This is a genomic window from Mycobacterium sp., from assembly GCF_032162605.1.
Lineage (GTDB): Bacteria > Actinomycetota > Actinomycetes > Mycobacteriales > Mycobacteriaceae > Mycobacterium.
Map to the genome: position 1 here is coordinate 1 of NZ_JAVROT010000223.1, position 15,043 is coordinate 15,043.

A 15,043-nucleotide genomic window follows, 5' to 3' on the forward strand; every position below is an offset into this window, starting at 1 on the left:
GAACGGGTGCTGGCCCATGAGGGCGTGATGCAGAGGGACGAACCCATCGCCCAGGCCCATCTCGGCGAGGCGCGGGTGCGGCTGCGGGCATTGCGCGGACTGCTGGCAGACACCGTCCGCACCATCGGCACTATCGGCACCATCGGCACCATCGTCAAACTCGGGCGATTCAGTGCCCCGGCCGGTTCGCGGTGACGCGAGAATGGCCGCAGCGCACATCGTGCACGAGTCCCGCGCCGTGATCGCCGCGCTGACGGAGGCCTCCGGGGCGAGCGCCCACTTCCTCGGCAGCCCGCTGCAACGCTTCAAGCGCGACGTCGACGTCATCTCTGGCCACATCTCTGGCCACGTCGTCTTCGGGTACGACACCAGCCGTGAACTCGCAGGTGCGCTGACACTGGGGAAGAAGATCCCGCGGACGGCGATGGTGTGAAAATGAGCGCTATGCCCAACGCCACGGTGATCAATTTCTTTCAGAAGCGGGTGGCCAACCCGTTGATGCGGCGGGTGCCGACGCAGACGCTGCTCGAGACCATCGGCCGCAAGTCCGGTGAGCCCCGTCGCACCCCGCTCGGCGGCAAGCGCGTCGGCGACCAGTTCTGGTTCGTCTCGGAGTTCGGCGAGCAGTCCCAGTACGTGCGCAACATCCAGGCCGACCCGCACGTACGCGTACGTCTGCGTGGGAAGTGGCACAGCGGCACCGCGCATCTCGTGCCCGGCGACGACCCGCAGGCCCGACTTCGGGAGCTCCCGCAGCTCAACAGCTTCGGCGTGCGCACGTTCGGCACCAACCTGTTGACCATTCGCATCGACCTCGATCGGTAGACGCGGCGAAAGCAGATGATGCCCCCCGATTGAGTCTTGCACCTCGGCAAAGATAAAAGTAACGTCAGTTTCATTTTTGAACGTCCACCCCTGCCGCGACGTCATTGGAGACAGCAATGGAATCGTTCATCCACCTCCGCAAGGGCAAGACGCCGCGGCGCCTGCACGCCGACCTCGACGGCCTCAAGGACGACGAACTGGGTCGCGGCGGCTTCACCGGACGGACCGCCAACATCTACCGGCGCAACGACCCAACGGCGTATCGGTCGGTCGGTCCATTGCGACCCGTCGACGTGCTGTCCAGCGAGCTGAAGCCCACCGACGCGACCGACGCCAACGGCGGTCCGCTGCTGATGTTCTTTAATGCCGACTGCCTGGTGCTGCTGTCCCGGCGCTCGGAGCCCATGCCGTACTTCGTGCGATACGTCGACGGTGATCTTCTCTTCTTCGTGCACGACGGTTCCGGCCTGCTGGAGACGGAGTTCGGTCCGCTGCACTACCGCGTGGGCGACTGGGTCTACATCCCGAGCGGTCGTACTCGTCGAACTTGCGGCGGGCGCGTTCGCGTGCCTCCTCCGGTGCGTGGACTGGTCGGTGATCGCCGTCGACACCCGTCGTCGACTGGTCCCGTCCGCCGAGGTCCTCGCCAACGATCTGGGGCAGTATTGATGAGCGCTTGCGCGAAGAAGCGAGAGTACTGAAATGAGCGCTTGCGCGAAGAAACGAGAGTACTGATGACGACGACCGAGAAGGCTCCCGTCAAGCACGACTACGAGCGCATCCCGTATCTCGTTGCCTACCAGGACACCTCGAGCGTGCGCGACGTGTACGGCGGGGTCGCCGAGCTCGTCGTCCTGGAGAGCTATCTGCTCAAGCCGAGTGCCGCCGGAGACGCCCCAGCGGCGACATCAGATTCCGTGCTGGTGTTCATGCACCCCATCGGTGGCGGTGCCTACCTCCCGATGATCAACGCCCTGGCCCGTGCGGGCAACCACGTCATCTACTGCAACAGCCGCTTCCGCGGCACTGACTCGGCGTTGTTGATGGAGAAGGTCGTCGAGGATCTCGGCGAATGCATCAAGGACGCCAAGAATCGTCTCGGCTACTCCAAGGTGGTGCTGGCCGGCTGGAGCGGCGGCGGCTCGCTGTCGGTGTTCTACCAACAACAGGCACAGCACCCCACGATCACGGCCAGCCCTTCGGGCGACGGGCCCGACCTGACCAAGCTCGGGTTGATCCCCGCCGACGCCATCATGCTGCTGGCCGCACACATCAGCCGCCACGGCACCATGACCGAGTGGCTGGACGCATCCATTCTCGACGAGTCCGACCCGTCCACGCGCGACCCCGAACTCGACCTCTACAACCCGGACAACCCCAACCAGCCGCCGTACGGCCGGGAGTTCCTCGAGCGTTACCGGCAGGCCCAGATCGACCTCAACCGGCGGATTACGGCGTGGGTCAAGGACAAGTTGGCGGAGCTGTCCGCCCAAGGTAGGCCCGACGACGAGTTCGGTTTCGTGGTGCACGGCACGATGGCCGATCCGCGCTGGCTGGATCCGGCCGTCGATCCGAACGACCGCGTCCCTGGCACGTGCTACCTGGGTGATCCTCAGGTGGTGAACAACTCGCCCGTCGGTCTGGCCCGGTTCTGCACTCTGCGCAGCTGGCTCTCACAGTGGAGTTACGACGACGCCAACGGTGACGCCGTGGCTTGCGGACCCGACATCGCCGTGCCCGCGCTGGTCATCGGCAACCTCGCCGATGATGCCTGCACACCGAGCCACACCCGCAGGCTGTTCGAGGCGATCGGGCATGCCGACAAGGAGATCCGCGAGATCGCGGGCGCCAATCACTACTACTCGGGACCCGACCAGCGCGGCACGTTGCGTGAAGCGGTCGGGATCTGCACGGATTGGCTGCACCGGCATGGATTTTCGCTGTGACTGTCACCGGCGGGTCGGAGCGCAGCGACTCGGGGAATTGCACCGGACCGCTCGACGGCATCCGCGTCATCGAGGTCGGCACCCTGATCTCCGGACCGTTCGCTGGACGCCTGCTCGGCGACATGGGCGCCGAGGTCATCAAGATCGAGCCACCCGGCTCCCCCGACCCGCTGCGCACCTGGGGCCAGGCCGAACTCGACGGACACCACTTCTTCTGGACGGTGCACGCCCGCAACAAGAAGGCTGCCACCCTGAACCTGCGTGAGGCGAAGGGTCGCGACCTGTTCCTAGATCTGGTCGAGCATTCCGACGTCATCGTGGAGAACTTCCGGCCCGGCACGCTGGAGAAGTGGAACCTGGGATACGACGTTCTGCGCGAGCGCAATCGGGGCATCATCCTGGTGCGGGTGTCCGGCTATGGGCAGACGGGGCCGGAGGCGCAGAAGGCCGGATACGCTTCGGTCGCCGAGGCCGCCAGCGGGCTGCGGCACATGAACGGCTTCCCCGGCGGTCCTCCCCCGCGGCTGGCGCTCTCGCTGGGCGACAGCCTGGCGGGCATGTTCGCCGTGCAGGGCGCGCTGGCGGCGCTCTACCGGCGCACGGTGACTGGTGAGGGCCAGGTCGTCGACGCCGCACTGACCGAAGCGTGCCTGGCCATCCAGGAGTCGACGATCCCCGACTACGACGTCGGCGGTGTCGTCCGCGGGCCGTCCGGCACCAGGCTCGAGGGCATCGCGCCGTCGAACATCTATCCGACGGCCGACGGCAGCTGGGTGGTGATCGCGGCCAATCAAGACACCGTCTTCCGCCGGCTGTGTGGCGCCATGGGCCAGCCCGAGCTGGCGACCGACGACCGCTTCGTCAATCACGTTGCCCGGGGCCGCAATCAGGATGAGATCGACAAGATCATCGCCGCATGGGCGGCCGAGCGGCAACCCGCCGACATCATCGCCACCCTTGGCGCGGCCGGCGTGATCAGCGGACCCATCAACACCGTCGCCGAGGTGGTGACCGATCCGCAGCTGGTGGCCCGCGGCATGATCGCGGACCACTACGACGAACGCATCGGCCGCAATGTGAAGGGCCCGGGTGTGGTGCCCTTGTTGTCCGAGACGCCAGGGACCATCCGCTTCGCAGGCTCCGCCGAGCCCGGCCAGCACAACGGCGAGGTGTACGGCGGGCTGCTGGGCCGGTCCGCGGACGAGCTCGAGGCGCTGCGGACGGAGGGAGTGTTGTGAGCGACTCAGGACAGTTCGTCACGATTCGCGAGGTCTGTCTGCGCGACGGGCTGCAGATCGAGGACCCGATCCCGTTGTCCGCGAAGATCGAACTCCTCGAGGCTGTCGTCGCCACCGGCGTCCATGAGGTAGAGGCGACCGCGTTCGTGTCCCCGTCGAAGGTGCCCGCACTCGCCGACGCCGCTGCGCTGGCAGCCGAGTTGCCCCGCTTTCGCGAGTCCCACGGCGTCGAGTTCTCGGCACTGGTGGCGAGTCCAGGAGGCGCGGGCAGGGCCATCGCCGCGGGCATGGGGTCGATCGAGTACGTGGTATCGGCCTCCGACTCGCACAGCCACGCCAACGTCGGCCGATCCACCGCCGAGTCCACCGACCTGATCGCCGACATCGCCCGCATCGCACACGAGAACGGCGCAACGGTGGAGGTCATCATCGCGACCGCGTGGGACTGCCCATTCGACGGGCCGACCGAACCCAAGCGCGTGCTGGACATCGCCACCGCGGCCGTCGATATCGGTGCTGACAGAGTCGCCATCGCCGACACCATCGGCACGACGACGCCGCGACGCGTGACCGCCCTGATCGAGGTGCTTCGGCCGATCATCGGAGACCTGCCGCTAGGCGCCCACTTCCACAACACCCGCGGCGCTGGGCTGGCCAGTGCGTATGCTGCCGTCGCCGCGGGCGTCAGGCGGCTGGACTCGTCGGTCGGCGGCCTTGGCGGCTGCCCGTTCGCCCCTGGTGCCAGCGGCAACATCGCCACTGAGGACCTGGTTTACCTGTTGCGCGACAGCGGAATCGGCGTCGACGTCGACCTTCGGGCGGCGATCCACGCGGCCGCCGTCGCCCGCAAGGCCGTCGGTCACGACCTGCCGAGCGCACTGCTGCGCGCCGGCGATCGCATACTGGGCTGAGCCGGACCGTGCCTGCCCAGTCATTCACCGCCAAGGGTCGTCAGACCCGCGACGCCATCGAGCTCGCCGCTCGCAAGTTGTTCGCCGAGCGGGGTTTCCACGGCACGACACTGACCGAGATCACCTCGGCGGCCGGCAAGTCTCCTGCGGCGTTCTACCGGTACTACACCGACAAGGAAGACCTGCTGGCGGTGCTGGCCGAGTCCTTCCTGCGCGACGTGGTCGCACCACTGGGCCCGCAGATGCACCTGCCGGACTCGCCAGAGGACACCGAGTTCTTCGTCTCGGCCGTGACGGAGTACTGGAACATGTTCAAGCAGAACATCGGCATCATGGTCGCGGTCGACCAACTCGCGGCGGTCCAGCCACGGTTCGCAGCGCTGCAGAACGAGTTCCGCCGGTTCAGCATCGACATCGTGCGGTCCTCGGTACTGCGCGCGCAGGAGCAGGGTTACGGCGCCGATCTCGATCCCGAACACACCGCACTGGCCATCTCGCTGCTGTTCGAGCGGTTCACCACGGTCTACCTTCGCGAGGACACCAGCATGCTGGGGGTCGCGAGTACCGACGAGAACGCCGTGCGGACGCTGTCGACGATCTGGAAGAAGACGCTGTACGGCTTTTGAGAGTTTGCACCATCAGAAAGGAATCAGTGTGGATTTCGCCCTGCCCGAGCACCTTCCGGGCCTGCTAGCCGAGATGGACGCCTTCATCGAGGCGGAGATAGAGCCGCTGGAAGCCGAGCACATGCAGTATTTCGACCGCCGCCGCGAGTACGCGCGCACCGACTGGGAGAACGGCGGCATCCCGCAGCGGGCGTGGGAGGATCTGCTCGACGAGATGCGCCGCAGGGCTGATTCTGCGGGCTGGCTGCGCTACGGCCTGCCGTCGCGGTTCGGCGGACGTGACGGCACCAACCTCGACATGGCCGTCATCCGGGAACACCTGGCGCACAAGGGTCTCGGGCTACACAATGACCTGCAGGACGAGTCGTCGATCGTCGGCAACTTCCCCCAGGTCATCATGATGGACCGGTTCGGTACCGATCAGCAGAAACAGGAGTGGGGCGAGGCGCTGCTCACCGGTGAGCGCTCGATGGCGTTCGGCCTCTCCGAACCGGACCACGGTTCCGATGCCACGTGGCTGGAGACGACCGCCGTCGCCGACCGTGACGGCTGGGTGATCAACGGAACCAAGCGCTGGAACACCGGCGTGCATCGCGCGACCCACGACCTGGTCTTCGCCCGCACGTCCGGTGAGGCGGGCCAGGCCCGCGGGATCACGGCATTCCTGGTGCCCTGCGACTCCCCCGGTTTCACGGTGCCGTTCTACTGGTGGACGTTCAACATGCCCACCGACCATGCCGAGGTGGAGCTGAAGGACGTGCGCGTGCCCGCCGACGCGATCCTCGGCGAGGTGGACCGCGGACTGGAGGTCGGTCAGACCTTTCTGCACGAGAACAGAATTCGTCAGGCGGCCAGCAGCCTGGGCGCGGCGCAGTACTGCATCGACCGGGCCGCGGTGTACGCGAGCGAGCGCGTGGTGTTCGGCAAGCCGCTCTCGGTGAACCAGGCCGTGCAGTGGCCACTCGTCGAGTTGCAGACCGAGGCGCAGATGGTGCGGCTGCTCGTCTATTACGCCGCGTGGCACCTGGACCGCAACCACCACATGGAGGTGTCGGACAAGGTGTCGATGGCCAACTACCGCGCCAACCGACTCGTGTGCGAGGCGGCCGACCGGGCCATGCAAGTTCACGGTGGCCTCGGCTACAGCCGCCACGAGCCGTTCGAGCACATCTACCGTCACCACCGCAGGTATCGAATCACCGAGGGGGCCGAGGAGATTCAGATCCGACGGGTGGCGCAGCGAATGTTCAAGTTCGGCTCGTCGCGCCGCCGCGATGAGCGCTCGCGCGAAGAGCCAAGAGCAGATGAGCGCTCGCGCGAAGAGCCGAGAGCGTGAGCATCGATGGAGCCGCGCTCGCGCACGTGCTGGCGCCCTCGCTCGGCGACGTCCGGGTGGACGACCTGCGGGTACTGACGGGCGGTGCGAGCCGGGCGACATGGGCATTCGAAGCGGTCACCGATGGCGGCTCGCGGGAGCTCATCCTGCGCATCGGGCCTCCCGACGAGATTCATGCGGGCATGGAACTCGAGGCGGCGGCGCTCGGCCGGGCGGCTGCCACGGGGGCGCCGGTACCATCAGTCCTGGTTGCCGACGATTCCTCTGGCCCACTGGGCAATCCGTTCCTCGTCTGCGACTTCATCGGCGGCGAGACCATCGTGCGCAGGATCCAGCGTGGGATCGACGACGACTCCCGTGCCGACCTCGTCCGACAGTGCGCGAGGGCGCTCACGGCCATCCACCGTGCCGACCCGACCGGCATCGGACTGAAGGCCTCCGACCAGCTGGACGAATGGCACTCCCAGCTCGACGAGATGGGCGACACAACGGCCACGTTCGAATGGGCGTTCCGGTGGCTGGCGGCCCACCGGCCGCCCACGTCACGGAACGTGCTCGTGCACGGCGACTTCCGGATGGGCAACCTCATCATCGAGACCAGTGAGCAACCTGCCCGGCTGGCGGCGGTGCTGGACTGGGAGCTCACCCACAGCGGCGAGGTGTACGAGGACCTGGCGTGGTTCTGCATCAGGGCGTGGCGCTTCGGTGCGCCAGAGTCGCTCGGGGCCGGGGGGCTCGGCAGCATCGAGGACTTCCTGAATGCCTACGAGGACGCCTCGGGCACGACGCTCGATCGCGAGACGATGCGATGGTGGCTGGTGCTGTCCACGCTGCGCTGGGGTGTCATCTGCCGTTACCAGGCGGAGCGCCACCTGTCGGGGCAGACGCGGTCCGTCGAGCTCGCCGCCATCGGCCGTCGCGTATGCGAGACCGAGTTCGACCTGCTTCGGTTGTTGGAGGCATCGTGACCGACCTGCACGGCAGACCCACCGCGGCTGAGCTCGTCGCGGCAGTCGCAGAGTTCCTGGAGTCCGACGTCAAGGATTCCAGCACGGGCTCCGTCAACTTCCACGCCCGCGTCGCCGCCAACGTGCTGCGTACCGTCGAGCGAGAGTTGCTCGACACGACGGGCGCGCCGGACCTGCTCGGCTTCGACGATGAACAGGCGCTGGCCGCGGCAATTCGCGCAGGCGACCTCGACGACCGCGGACCGGAGGTGTTGGGGTGTCTACGGGCACTCGTCAGTCACCGCCTCGCAGTAGCCCACCCCGGCTATGACAACCCGTAGCGCTCAGAGACGTCGGGCCCGCACCCGCCAGGCCGGCTCGTCGACCTTGGTCCCCACCGCGAGGCCGATGGCGTCGACGTGCGCGTCGGTGACCACTCCCCTGTACGTGGCGGCTTCCAGCGCTTCCAGCTCCCAGCCGGTGCCGAATGCCGTTCGGATGTCGGACTCGCTCACCTGCGGTCCGAATCCGCGGCCTGCATCGGACAGGGCCAGGACGTGAACCAGGGCACCCGACTCGGTGGCACCGAGCAGATTCGCCACGTACCGCGTCCGATCGGCCTCGTCGAAGACGTGGAACAGGGCGCTGTCGAGCACGGTGTCGTATTTCGGTGCGGTATTGAGGTTCATCGCGTCGGCGACCTCGAAGCGCGCGTCGACGCCCTTGGCCGCCGCGTTCTCCCTGGCGCGCTCGACGGCATTCGGCGCGAAGTCGACGCCGACCACGTCATATCCGAGCTGGGTCAGCAGGATCGTGTGTTCACCGGCGCCGCAGCCGGCGTCGAGCACCTTGCCGCGGATCAAGCCGTTGGCTTCGAGCTCGACGATCGCCGGCTGCGGCTCGCCGATGACCCATGGCGGGGTGCCGGACCGATAGGCGTCGTCAAAACGGTCCATGGTCGGTGTCGAGGAAGTCATGGAGCCAGTCTTCTACCTCAACCGTCATTGAGGTCAACGAGATGAGGAGACGACGATGACCGAGGACGTGGCAGACCGATTGTTCGGCGCAATCGAAAGCGGGGACTACGAAGCCGTCGAGAGGCTGTGGGCCGACGACGTCGCGGTGTGGCACAGCGGTGATGCCCAGGACAACGACCGCGTACGGTCGCTGAAGGTGATCAGCTGGTTCATCGGGACCACGACGCAGAGGAGTTACGAGACTCTCGACCGTCAGTTCTTCTACGGTGGATTCGTCCAACAGCACATTCTGCGGGCCGACGGGACGAATGGTTCGTCGATCGCCCTGCGGGTATGCATCGTGATCAAGGTCAACGACGGCCTGATCACGCGGATAGACGAGTACTTCGATCCGGCCGAAATGGCCCCACTACTCAAGAGGACGACATGACGACTCCATCGAATTTGATCGCCGACGCCAACCCGGGAACCGCATGGGTCCTCGATCCCGACCGGTCGACGCTCGTGTTCCGGAACAAGACGTTCTGGGGCGCGCTCACCGTGAAGGGCACGTTCAGCGATGTGAATGGCGAAGGCGAGGTCACCTCGGCGCACACCATCGCCGGACTGCTGCACATCGGCGCGGCGTCGCTGTCGACCGGCATCGGCAAGCGCGACGAGCACCTGCGATCGGCCGACTTCCTCGACGTCGCAAACCACCCCGAGATCACGGTCGAGGTGCACGGTGCGAAGGTCACCGGCGCGGACCAGCTCGACCTCGACGCCACCCTCACCATCAAGAAGAGCGCACACCGGCTCGTCCTGCCCGCCACTGCGAAGTTGCTCGATGACGGCGCGGTCCGGATCACCAGCCATACCAAGATCAACCGCGAGGAACTCGGCGTCGTCGGCAACATGCTTGGCATGATCCCGCCAATCACGCTCATCGAAGGCGTGGCCGTATTCACACCGCGGGCCGGGGCAGCGTCGTAGCATCGCCCATGTGCCCGAGTCGCCCCTGAAGATCCTCGTATACAGCGACAATGCCGTCACCCGAGATCAGGTGCGGTCTGCGCTGGGCAAGCGGGTTCACCCCGACCTTCCGGAGTTGGAGTACCTCGACGTGGCCACGGCACCGGTCGTCGTCGCGAACCTGGACCGCGGTGGCATCGATCTCGCGATCCTGGACGGCGAAGCCACGCCGACGGGCGGCATGGGGCTGGCCAAGCAGCTCAAGGACGAGGTCGCGCACTGCCCGCCGATCCTGGTGCTGACGGGCCGCCCGGACGACGCCTGGCTGGCATCGTGGTCACGGGCGGAGGCGGCCGTTTCGCATCCGATCGACCCGATCCGACTCGGTGAGGCCGTCGCATCGCTGCTGCGCTCGATCGCACAGTAACCAGCACGAAATAGCCTGGCGCCATTCACTTCTCGCGATAACCATCTCGCGGACCATCGGCGCGCAGTTGCTTCTTCTGATCCTATCCAAAAAGCGCCGAGCCGACCGTTAACGAGACTAAGCTGTGCCATAGCTCACATCGACAGCCCAACGAGGGAGCGACACAGCGGTATGAACGCTTACATACCCATCCTGGTCCTAGGCGCGATCGCGGCAGCGTTCGCCATCGGCTCGGTGGTCATCGCCACCGTGATCGGCCCGCGGCGCTACAACCGGGCCAAACTCGAGGCCTACGAGTGCGGCATCGAACCGGTCGCACCGGGATCCCCCGGCGACCTGCAGACCGGCCAGCGGTTTCCGGTGAAGTACTACCTCGTGGCGATGTTGTTCATCGTCTTCGACATCGAGATCGTCTTCCTCTACCCGTGGGCCGTCGCATTCGACTCGCTCGGCTTGTTCGCCGTCGTCGAGATGCTGCTGTTCATGCTCACGGTCTTCGTCGCCTACGCATACGTGTGGCGGCGCGGCGGACTGAACTGGGATTGAGCTGACTCATGGGACTCGAAGAACAACTTCCCGGCGGCATTCTGCTGTCGACGTTGGAGAAGGTCGCCGGCTACGTGCGCAAGGGTTCGCTCTGGCCCGCGACGTTCGGCCTGGCGTGCTGCGCCATCGAGATGATGGCCACGGCCGGTCCGAGATTCGACATCGCGCGTTTCGGCATGGAACGGTTCTCCGCCACACCGCGGCAGGCCGACCTGATGATCGTGGCTGGCCGCGTCAGCCAGAAGATGGCACCGGTGCTGCGTCAGGTGTACGACCAGATGGCGGAGCCGAAATGGGTTCTCGCCATGGGGGTGTGCGCGTCGTCCGGCGGAATGTTCAACAACTACGCGATCGTCCAGGGCGTCGACCACGTGGTGCCGGTCGACATCTACCTGCCGGGCTGCCCGCCCCGGCCCGAGATGCTCCTCAACGCAATCCTGATGCTGCACGACAAGATCCAGGAGATGCCGTTGGGCGTCAACCGCGCCGAGGCGATCGCGGCGGCAGAGGAGGCAGCACTCGCCTCCCGGCCGACCATCGAGCTCAAGGGACTGTTGCGCTCGTGACGGGCACCAACGGCAACGGTAATGGCGCTGGTAATGGCGCTCCTCCAGACGAACCCGAGATCATCCGCGTCCGGCGGGGCATGTTCGGCGTCACGGGCAGCGGCGACACTTCGGGTTACGGCAGGCTGGTGCGCGACGTCGCACTGCCAGGCGGCTCGCCACGGCCCTACGGCGGGTACTTCGACGAGGTCGTCGATGCGCTGGCCAACGCACTCGGCGACGACGTCTACTCCGCCGCTGTCGAACGCATAGTGGTGTTCCGCAACGAACTCACCCTCGAGGTACGTCGCGAGCAGCTGGTGGCCGTCGCTCAGACGTTGCGCGACGACGCCACCCTGCGATTCGAGCTGTGCCTTGGCGTCTCCGGTGTGCACTATCCCGACGACACCGACCGCGAACTGCACGCCGTCTACCCACTGATGTCCATCACCCACAACCGCAGGATTCGCATCGAGGTAGCCGTACCCGATGCGGATCCGCATGTGCCGTCGTTGTTCTCGGTGTACCCGACCACCGACTGGCACGAACGCGAGACGTACGACTTCTTCGGCATCGTCTTCGACGGACACCCGTCGCTCACCCGCATCGAGATGCCCGACGACTGGGTGGGACATCCGCAACGCAAGGACTACCCGTTGGGCGGCATCCCCGTGGAGTACCACGGCGCCAAGATACAACCGCCCGACCAGCGGAGGTCCTACAACTGATGACGATCCCCAACAACCCGCCCGAGGCCCGAGAAACGATCGTAACGGTGGGCGGTGAAGACTGGCACGAGGTCGTCGCGGCCGCACGCGAAAAGGCGGTCGCAGGCGAGCGCATCGTCGTCAACATGGGTCCGCAACACCCGTCGACACACGGCGTCCTCCGGCTGATCCTGGAGATCGATGGTGAGACGATCACCGAGATCCGGTGCGGAATCGGCTACCTGCACACCGGGATCGAGAAGAATCTCGAGTTCCGCAACTGGACGCAGGGCGTCACGTTCGTGACCCGGATGGACTACCTGTCCCCCTTCTTCAACGAGACGGCGTACTGCCTGGGCGTCGAGAAACTGCTGGACGTCACCGACGACATCCCCGAACGCGCCAGCGTGATCAGGGTGATGCTGATGGAGCTGAACCGCATCTCCAGCCATCTGGTGGCACTGGCCACCGGCGGCATGGAACTCGGTTCGATGTCCGCGATGTTCTTCGGATTCCGCGAACGCGAACTGGTGCTGTCGGTCTTCGAGACCATCACGGGTCTGCGGATGAACCACGCGTACATCCGGCCCGGCGGGCTGGCCACGGACCTGCCCGAGGAGGCCGTGCCCCAACTCAGGGAACTGCTCCAACTCCTGCCGAAGCGGTTGCGGGACATGGAGAACCTACTCAACGAGAACTACATCTGGAAGGCCCGCACCCAGGGCATCGGCTACCTCGACCTGACCGGATGCATGGCGCTCGGCATCACCGGACCATGTCTACGGTCCACCGGCCTGCCGCACGACCTGCGCCGCGCGCAGCCGTACTGCGGTTACGAGAACTACGAGTTCGACATCATCACCACCGACGAGTGCGATGCCTACGGCCGGTACATGATCCGCGTCCGCGAGATGCGTGAATCCCTCAAGATCGTCGAGCAGTGTCTGGATAACCTCAAGCCAGGCCCGGTGATGATCACGGACAAGAAGTTGGCCTGGCCCGCCGACCTCAAGTTGGGGCCCGACGGCCTCGGGAACTCCCCCGAGTACATCGCCAAGATCATGGGCGGCTCGATGGAGGCGCTCATCCACCACTTCAAGTTGGTCACCGAGGGCATCCGCGTGCCCGCCGGTCAGGTGTACGTCGCCGTCGAGTCACCGCGGGGCGAACTCGGCGTGCACATGGTGTCCGACGGCGGAACCCGGCCCTATCGCGTGCACTACCGCGACCCGTCGTTCACCAACCTGCAAGCGGTGGCGGCGATGTGTGAAGGAGGCATGGTCGCCGACGCGATCGCGGCGGTCGCCTCGATCGATCCGGTTATGGGAGGCGTTGACAGGTGACAGTCGTAGAGCTGCGGCTCGGGCCGCGACCCGACGAACCGGGACCACCGATCTCGCAAGGACCTCAGTCGTATTCGGCTGAGGTGACGCAGCGGCTCGCCGGCGACGCGGCGCAGATCATCGCCCGTTATCCGGAGGCGCGGTCAGCGCTGCTCCCCATGCTTCACCTTGTCCAGTCCGAGGATGGCTACCTCACACCCGCGGGAATCGCCTTCTGCGCAGGGCAATTGCAGCTGAGCCCCGCCGAGGTGACCGCGGTCGCGACGTTCTACTCGATGTACCGGCGCACGCCAACGGGCGAGTACCTGGTCGGCGTGTGCACCAACACGCTGTGCGCGGTGATGGGCGGGGACGCCATCCTCGACGTCCTCGAGCAGCATCTCGACGTGCACGCCGGGCAGACCACCGGTGACGGCAAGGTCACCCTGGAGCACATCGAGTGCAACGCCGCATGCGACTACGCGCCGGTGATCATGGTCAACTGGGAGTTCTTCGACAACCAGACACCGTCGTCGGCAAGGGATCTGGTGGACGACCTACGCACGGGGCAGACCGTCACGCCAAGCCGCGGCGCTCCCCCGTGCACGTTCCGCGACACCGCGCGGATCCTCGCCGGCTTCGCCGACCAGCGGCCGGGCGCCAACGACGGCCCCACCGCGGGCGACGCCACGCTGGCAGGGCTGCGGGTGGCGCAAGAGCGGGGCATGTCTGCACCCGCGGTGGCGGAATCCGGTTCCACCGCCAAGGGGCCCGACGACGAGCGGATCACGCAGGACACCGCGCGCGACGAGCCGGCACCCGGCCCCTCTGCCGACGTGCCGCCGAAGAACGGGGCGCAGTCATGACACTGACACCCGTGTTGAGCAGCTACTGGGACGAGCCGTCGTCCTGGACCATGGCGGCCTACCAACGCCACGACGGCTACCGCGCCCTGCGCAAGGCCCTCGCGATGGAACCCGACGCCGTGATCGGCCTGGTCAAGGACTCCGGACTGCGCGGCCGAGGCGGTGCAGGCTTCCCGACGGGTCAGAAGTGGTCGTTCATCCCCCAGGAGCGGAGCCCGCGGAGCGACCAGACGACCCAGGGGGCCGACGGCGCGGGCGCCAAACCGCACTATCTGGTGATCAACGCCGATGAGTCCGAACCGGGCACCTGCAAGGACATTCCGCTCATGATGGCCACCCCGCACGTGCTGGTCGAGGGCGCGATCATCGCGGCGTACGCCATCCGCGCCCGGCATGCATTCATCTACGTGCGCGGCGAGGTGGTGCCGGTGCTGCGCCGAGTGCAGGCCGCCGTCGCCGAGGCGTACGCGGCCGGGTACCTCGGCACCGACGTCCTCGGCTCGGGCTTCGACCTCGACCTCGTCGTGCATGCGGGGGCAGGGGCCTACATCTGCGGAGAGGAGACAGCGCTGCTTGACTCGCTCGAGGGAAGACGGGGCCAGCCGCGGTTGCGTCCGCCGTTCCCCGCCGTCGCGGGCCTATACGCGTGCCCCACGGTCGTGAACAACGTCGAGTCCATCGCCAGCGTGCCCGCCGTTCTGCGCGGCGGCGTCGACTGGTTCAAGTCGATGGGATCGGAGAAGTCGCCCGGCTTCACGCTGTATTCGCTGTCGGGCCACGTCACCAATCCCGGTCAGTACGAGGCTCCGCTGGGCATCACGCTGCGCGAGCTGCTCGAGTGCGCAGGCGGCGTGCGAGCGGGCCACGAACTGA

Annotated in this window: 17 protein-coding genes and 3 pseudogenes; 19 read left to right on the forward strand and 1 reads right to left on the reverse strand. The window is 66.6% G+C overall.

Going from position 1 to position 15,043, the window contains the following annotated elements:
- The 10 genes and pseudogenes from QOI01_RS13705 to QOI01_RS13750 all read left to right on the forward strand — a co-directional run.
- A pseudogene (locus QOI01_RS13705) lies at window positions 1-433 on the forward strand (acyl-CoA dehydrogenase family protein); the annotation flags it as partial.
- 2 nt (window positions 434-435) lie between these two features.
- Window positions 436-825 (forward strand): nitroreductase/quinone reductase family protein, encoded by a 390-nt coding sequence (locus QOI01_RS13710; RefSeq protein ID WP_526381738.1) that lies wholly within the window; start codon window positions 436-438, stop codon window positions 823-825.
- A gap of 116 nt (window positions 826-941) precedes the next feature.
- Window positions 942-1,370 (forward strand): annotated as a pseudogene (locus QOI01_RS13715) (homogentisate 1,2-dioxygenase); the annotation flags it as partial.
- 189 nt (window positions 1,371-1,559) lie between these two features.
- Complete coding sequence (locus tag QOI01_RS13720) at window positions 1,560-2,771, forward strand: alpha/beta hydrolase family protein (protein ID WP_526381740.1); 1,212 nt, start codon at window positions 1,560-1,562, stop codon at window positions 2,769-2,771.
- Window positions 2,768-4,009: a CaiB/BaiF CoA transferase family protein gene (locus QOI01_RS13725; protein WP_526381742.1), complete on the forward strand. Its 1,242-nt coding sequence runs from the start codon at window positions 2,768-2,770 to the stop codon at window positions 4,007-4,009. The genes QOI01_RS13720 and QOI01_RS13725 overlap by 4 nt, the downstream gene beginning before the upstream one ends.
- Complete coding sequence (locus QOI01_RS13730; RefSeq protein ID WP_526381744.1) at window positions 4,006-4,920, forward strand: hydroxymethylglutaryl-CoA lyase; 915 nt, start codon at window positions 4,006-4,008, stop codon at window positions 4,918-4,920. The genes QOI01_RS13725 and QOI01_RS13730 overlap by 4 nt, the downstream gene beginning before the upstream one ends.
- Before the next feature lie 8 nt (window positions 4,921-4,928).
- Entirely contained in the window at window positions 4,929-5,546 is a 618-nt protein-coding gene (locus QOI01_RS13735) for a TetR/AcrR family transcriptional regulator (protein ID WP_526381746.1), read from the forward strand.
- A gap of 28 nt (window positions 5,547-5,574) precedes the next feature.
- Window positions 5,575-6,804, forward strand: a pseudogene (locus tag QOI01_RS13740) (acyl-CoA dehydrogenase family protein); the annotation flags it as partial.
- A gap of 74 nt (window positions 6,805-6,878) precedes the next feature.
- Window positions 6,879-7,850 carry a phosphotransferase family protein gene (locus QOI01_RS13745; protein WP_526381748.1) on the forward strand — a complete coding sequence of 324 codons (972 nt, stop codon included), beginning with the start codon at window positions 6,879-6,881 and terminating at the stop codon, window positions 7,848-7,850.
- The gene (locus QOI01_RS13750) at window positions 7,805-8,170 is read left to right on the forward strand and encodes a DUF6285 domain-containing protein (protein ID WP_526381750.1); all 366 of its coding nucleotides are present in this window, start codon (window positions 7,805-7,807) and stop codon (window positions 8,168-8,170) included. The genes QOI01_RS13745 and QOI01_RS13750 overlap by 46 nt, the downstream gene beginning before the upstream one ends.
- 3 nt (window positions 8,171-8,173) lie before the next feature.
- Here the strand turns inward: QOI01_RS13750 and QOI01_RS13755 are convergent, their stop codons facing one another.
- Window positions 8,174-8,806: a class I SAM-dependent methyltransferase gene (locus QOI01_RS13755; RefSeq protein ID WP_526381752.1), complete on the reverse strand. Its 633-nt coding sequence runs from the start codon at window positions 8,804-8,806 to the stop codon at window positions 8,174-8,176.
- 55 nt (window positions 8,807-8,861) lie between these two features.
- Here QOI01_RS13755 and QOI01_RS13760 point away from each other — a divergent pair, with 55 nt between their 5' ends.
- The 9 genes from QOI01_RS13760 to QOI01_RS13800 form a co-directional block, all read left to right on the forward strand.
- Complete coding sequence (locus QOI01_RS13760) at window positions 8,862-9,236, forward strand: nuclear transport factor 2 family protein (protein WP_526381754.1); 375 nt, start codon at window positions 8,862-8,864, stop codon at window positions 9,234-9,236.
- Window positions 9,233-9,778 carry a YceI family protein gene (locus QOI01_RS13765; RefSeq protein ID WP_526381756.1) on the forward strand — a complete coding sequence of 182 codons (546 nt, stop codon included), beginning with the start codon at window positions 9,233-9,235 and terminating at the stop codon, window positions 9,776-9,778. Before QOI01_RS13760 ends, QOI01_RS13765 begins: the two co-directional genes overlap by 4 nt.
- 10 nt (window positions 9,779-9,788) lie before the next feature.
- Complete coding sequence (locus tag QOI01_RS13770) at window positions 9,789-10,184, forward strand: Rv3143 family two-component system response regulator (protein ID WP_526381757.1); 396 nt, start codon at window positions 9,789-9,791, stop codon at window positions 10,182-10,184.
- Window positions 10,185-10,355: 171 nt separating this feature from the next.
- Window positions 10,356-10,730 (forward strand): NADH-quinone oxidoreductase subunit A, encoded by a 375-nt coding sequence (locus tag QOI01_RS13775; protein WP_526381759.1) that lies wholly within the window; start codon window positions 10,356-10,358, stop codon window positions 10,728-10,730.
- Between the two features lie 8 nt (window positions 10,731-10,738).
- Window positions 10,739-11,296 (forward strand): NADH-quinone oxidoreductase subunit B, encoded by a 558-nt coding sequence (locus QOI01_RS13780; RefSeq protein ID WP_526381761.1) that lies wholly within the window; start codon window positions 10,739-10,741, stop codon window positions 11,294-11,296.
- Window positions 11,293-12,003, forward strand: coding sequence for an NADH-quinone oxidoreductase subunit C (locus tag QOI01_RS13785; protein WP_526381763.1), 711 nt, complete (start codon window positions 11,293-11,295; stop codon window positions 12,001-12,003). The genes QOI01_RS13780 and QOI01_RS13785 overlap by 4 nt, the downstream gene beginning before the upstream one ends.
- The gene (gene nuoD / locus QOI01_RS13790; protein WP_526381765.1) at window positions 12,003-13,325 is read left to right on the forward strand and encodes an NADH dehydrogenase (quinone) subunit D; all 1,323 of its coding nucleotides are present in this window, start codon (window positions 12,003-12,005) and stop codon (window positions 13,323-13,325) included. The genes QOI01_RS13785 and nuoD overlap by 1 nt, the downstream gene beginning before the upstream one ends.
- Window positions 13,322-14,170: an NADH-quinone oxidoreductase subunit NuoE gene (nuoE, locus tag QOI01_RS13795; RefSeq protein ID WP_526381767.1), complete on the forward strand. Its 849-nt coding sequence runs from the start codon at window positions 13,322-13,324 to the stop codon at window positions 14,168-14,170. Before nuoD ends, nuoE begins: the two co-directional genes overlap by 4 nt.
- Window positions 14,167-15,043, forward strand: an 877-nt coding sequence (locus QOI01_RS13800) for an SLBB domain-containing protein (protein ID WP_526381769.1), incomplete at its 3' end; no start/stop codon positions are given. The genes nuoE and QOI01_RS13800, both read left to right, overlap by 4 nt.

Coding starts and splice junctions, on each gene's coding strand:
- QOI01_RS13710 (WP_526381738.1), top strand. CDS start 436: ATGAGCGCTATGCCCAACGCCACGGTGATCAATTTCTTTCAGAAGCGG.
- QOI01_RS13720 (WP_526381740.1), top strand. CDS start 1,560: ATGACGACGACCGAGAAGGCTCCCGTCAAGCACGACTACGAGCGCATC.
- QOI01_RS13750 (WP_526381750.1), top strand. CDS start 7,805: ATGCGAGACCGAGTTCGACCTGCTTCGGTTGTTGGAGGCATCGTGACC.
- QOI01_RS13755 (WP_526381752.1), bottom strand. CDS start 8,806: ATGACTTCCTCGACACCGACCATGGACCGTTTTGACGACGCCTATCGG.
- QOI01_RS13760 (WP_526381754.1), top strand. CDS start 8,862: ATGACCGAGGACGTGGCAGACCGATTGTTCGGCGCAATCGAAAGCGGG.
- QOI01_RS13765 (WP_526381756.1), top strand. CDS start 9,233: ATGACGACTCCATCGAATTTGATCGCCGACGCCAACCCGGGAACCGCA.
- QOI01_RS13775 (WP_526381759.1), top strand. CDS start 10,356: ATGAACGCTTACATACCCATCCTGGTCCTAGGCGCGATCGCGGCAGCG.
- QOI01_RS13780 (WP_526381761.1), top strand. CDS start 10,739: ATGGGACTCGAAGAACAACTTCCCGGCGGCATTCTGCTGTCGACGTTG.
- nuoD (WP_526381765.1), top strand. CDS start 12,003: ATGACGATCCCCAACAACCCGCCCGAGGCCCGAGAAACGATCGTAACG.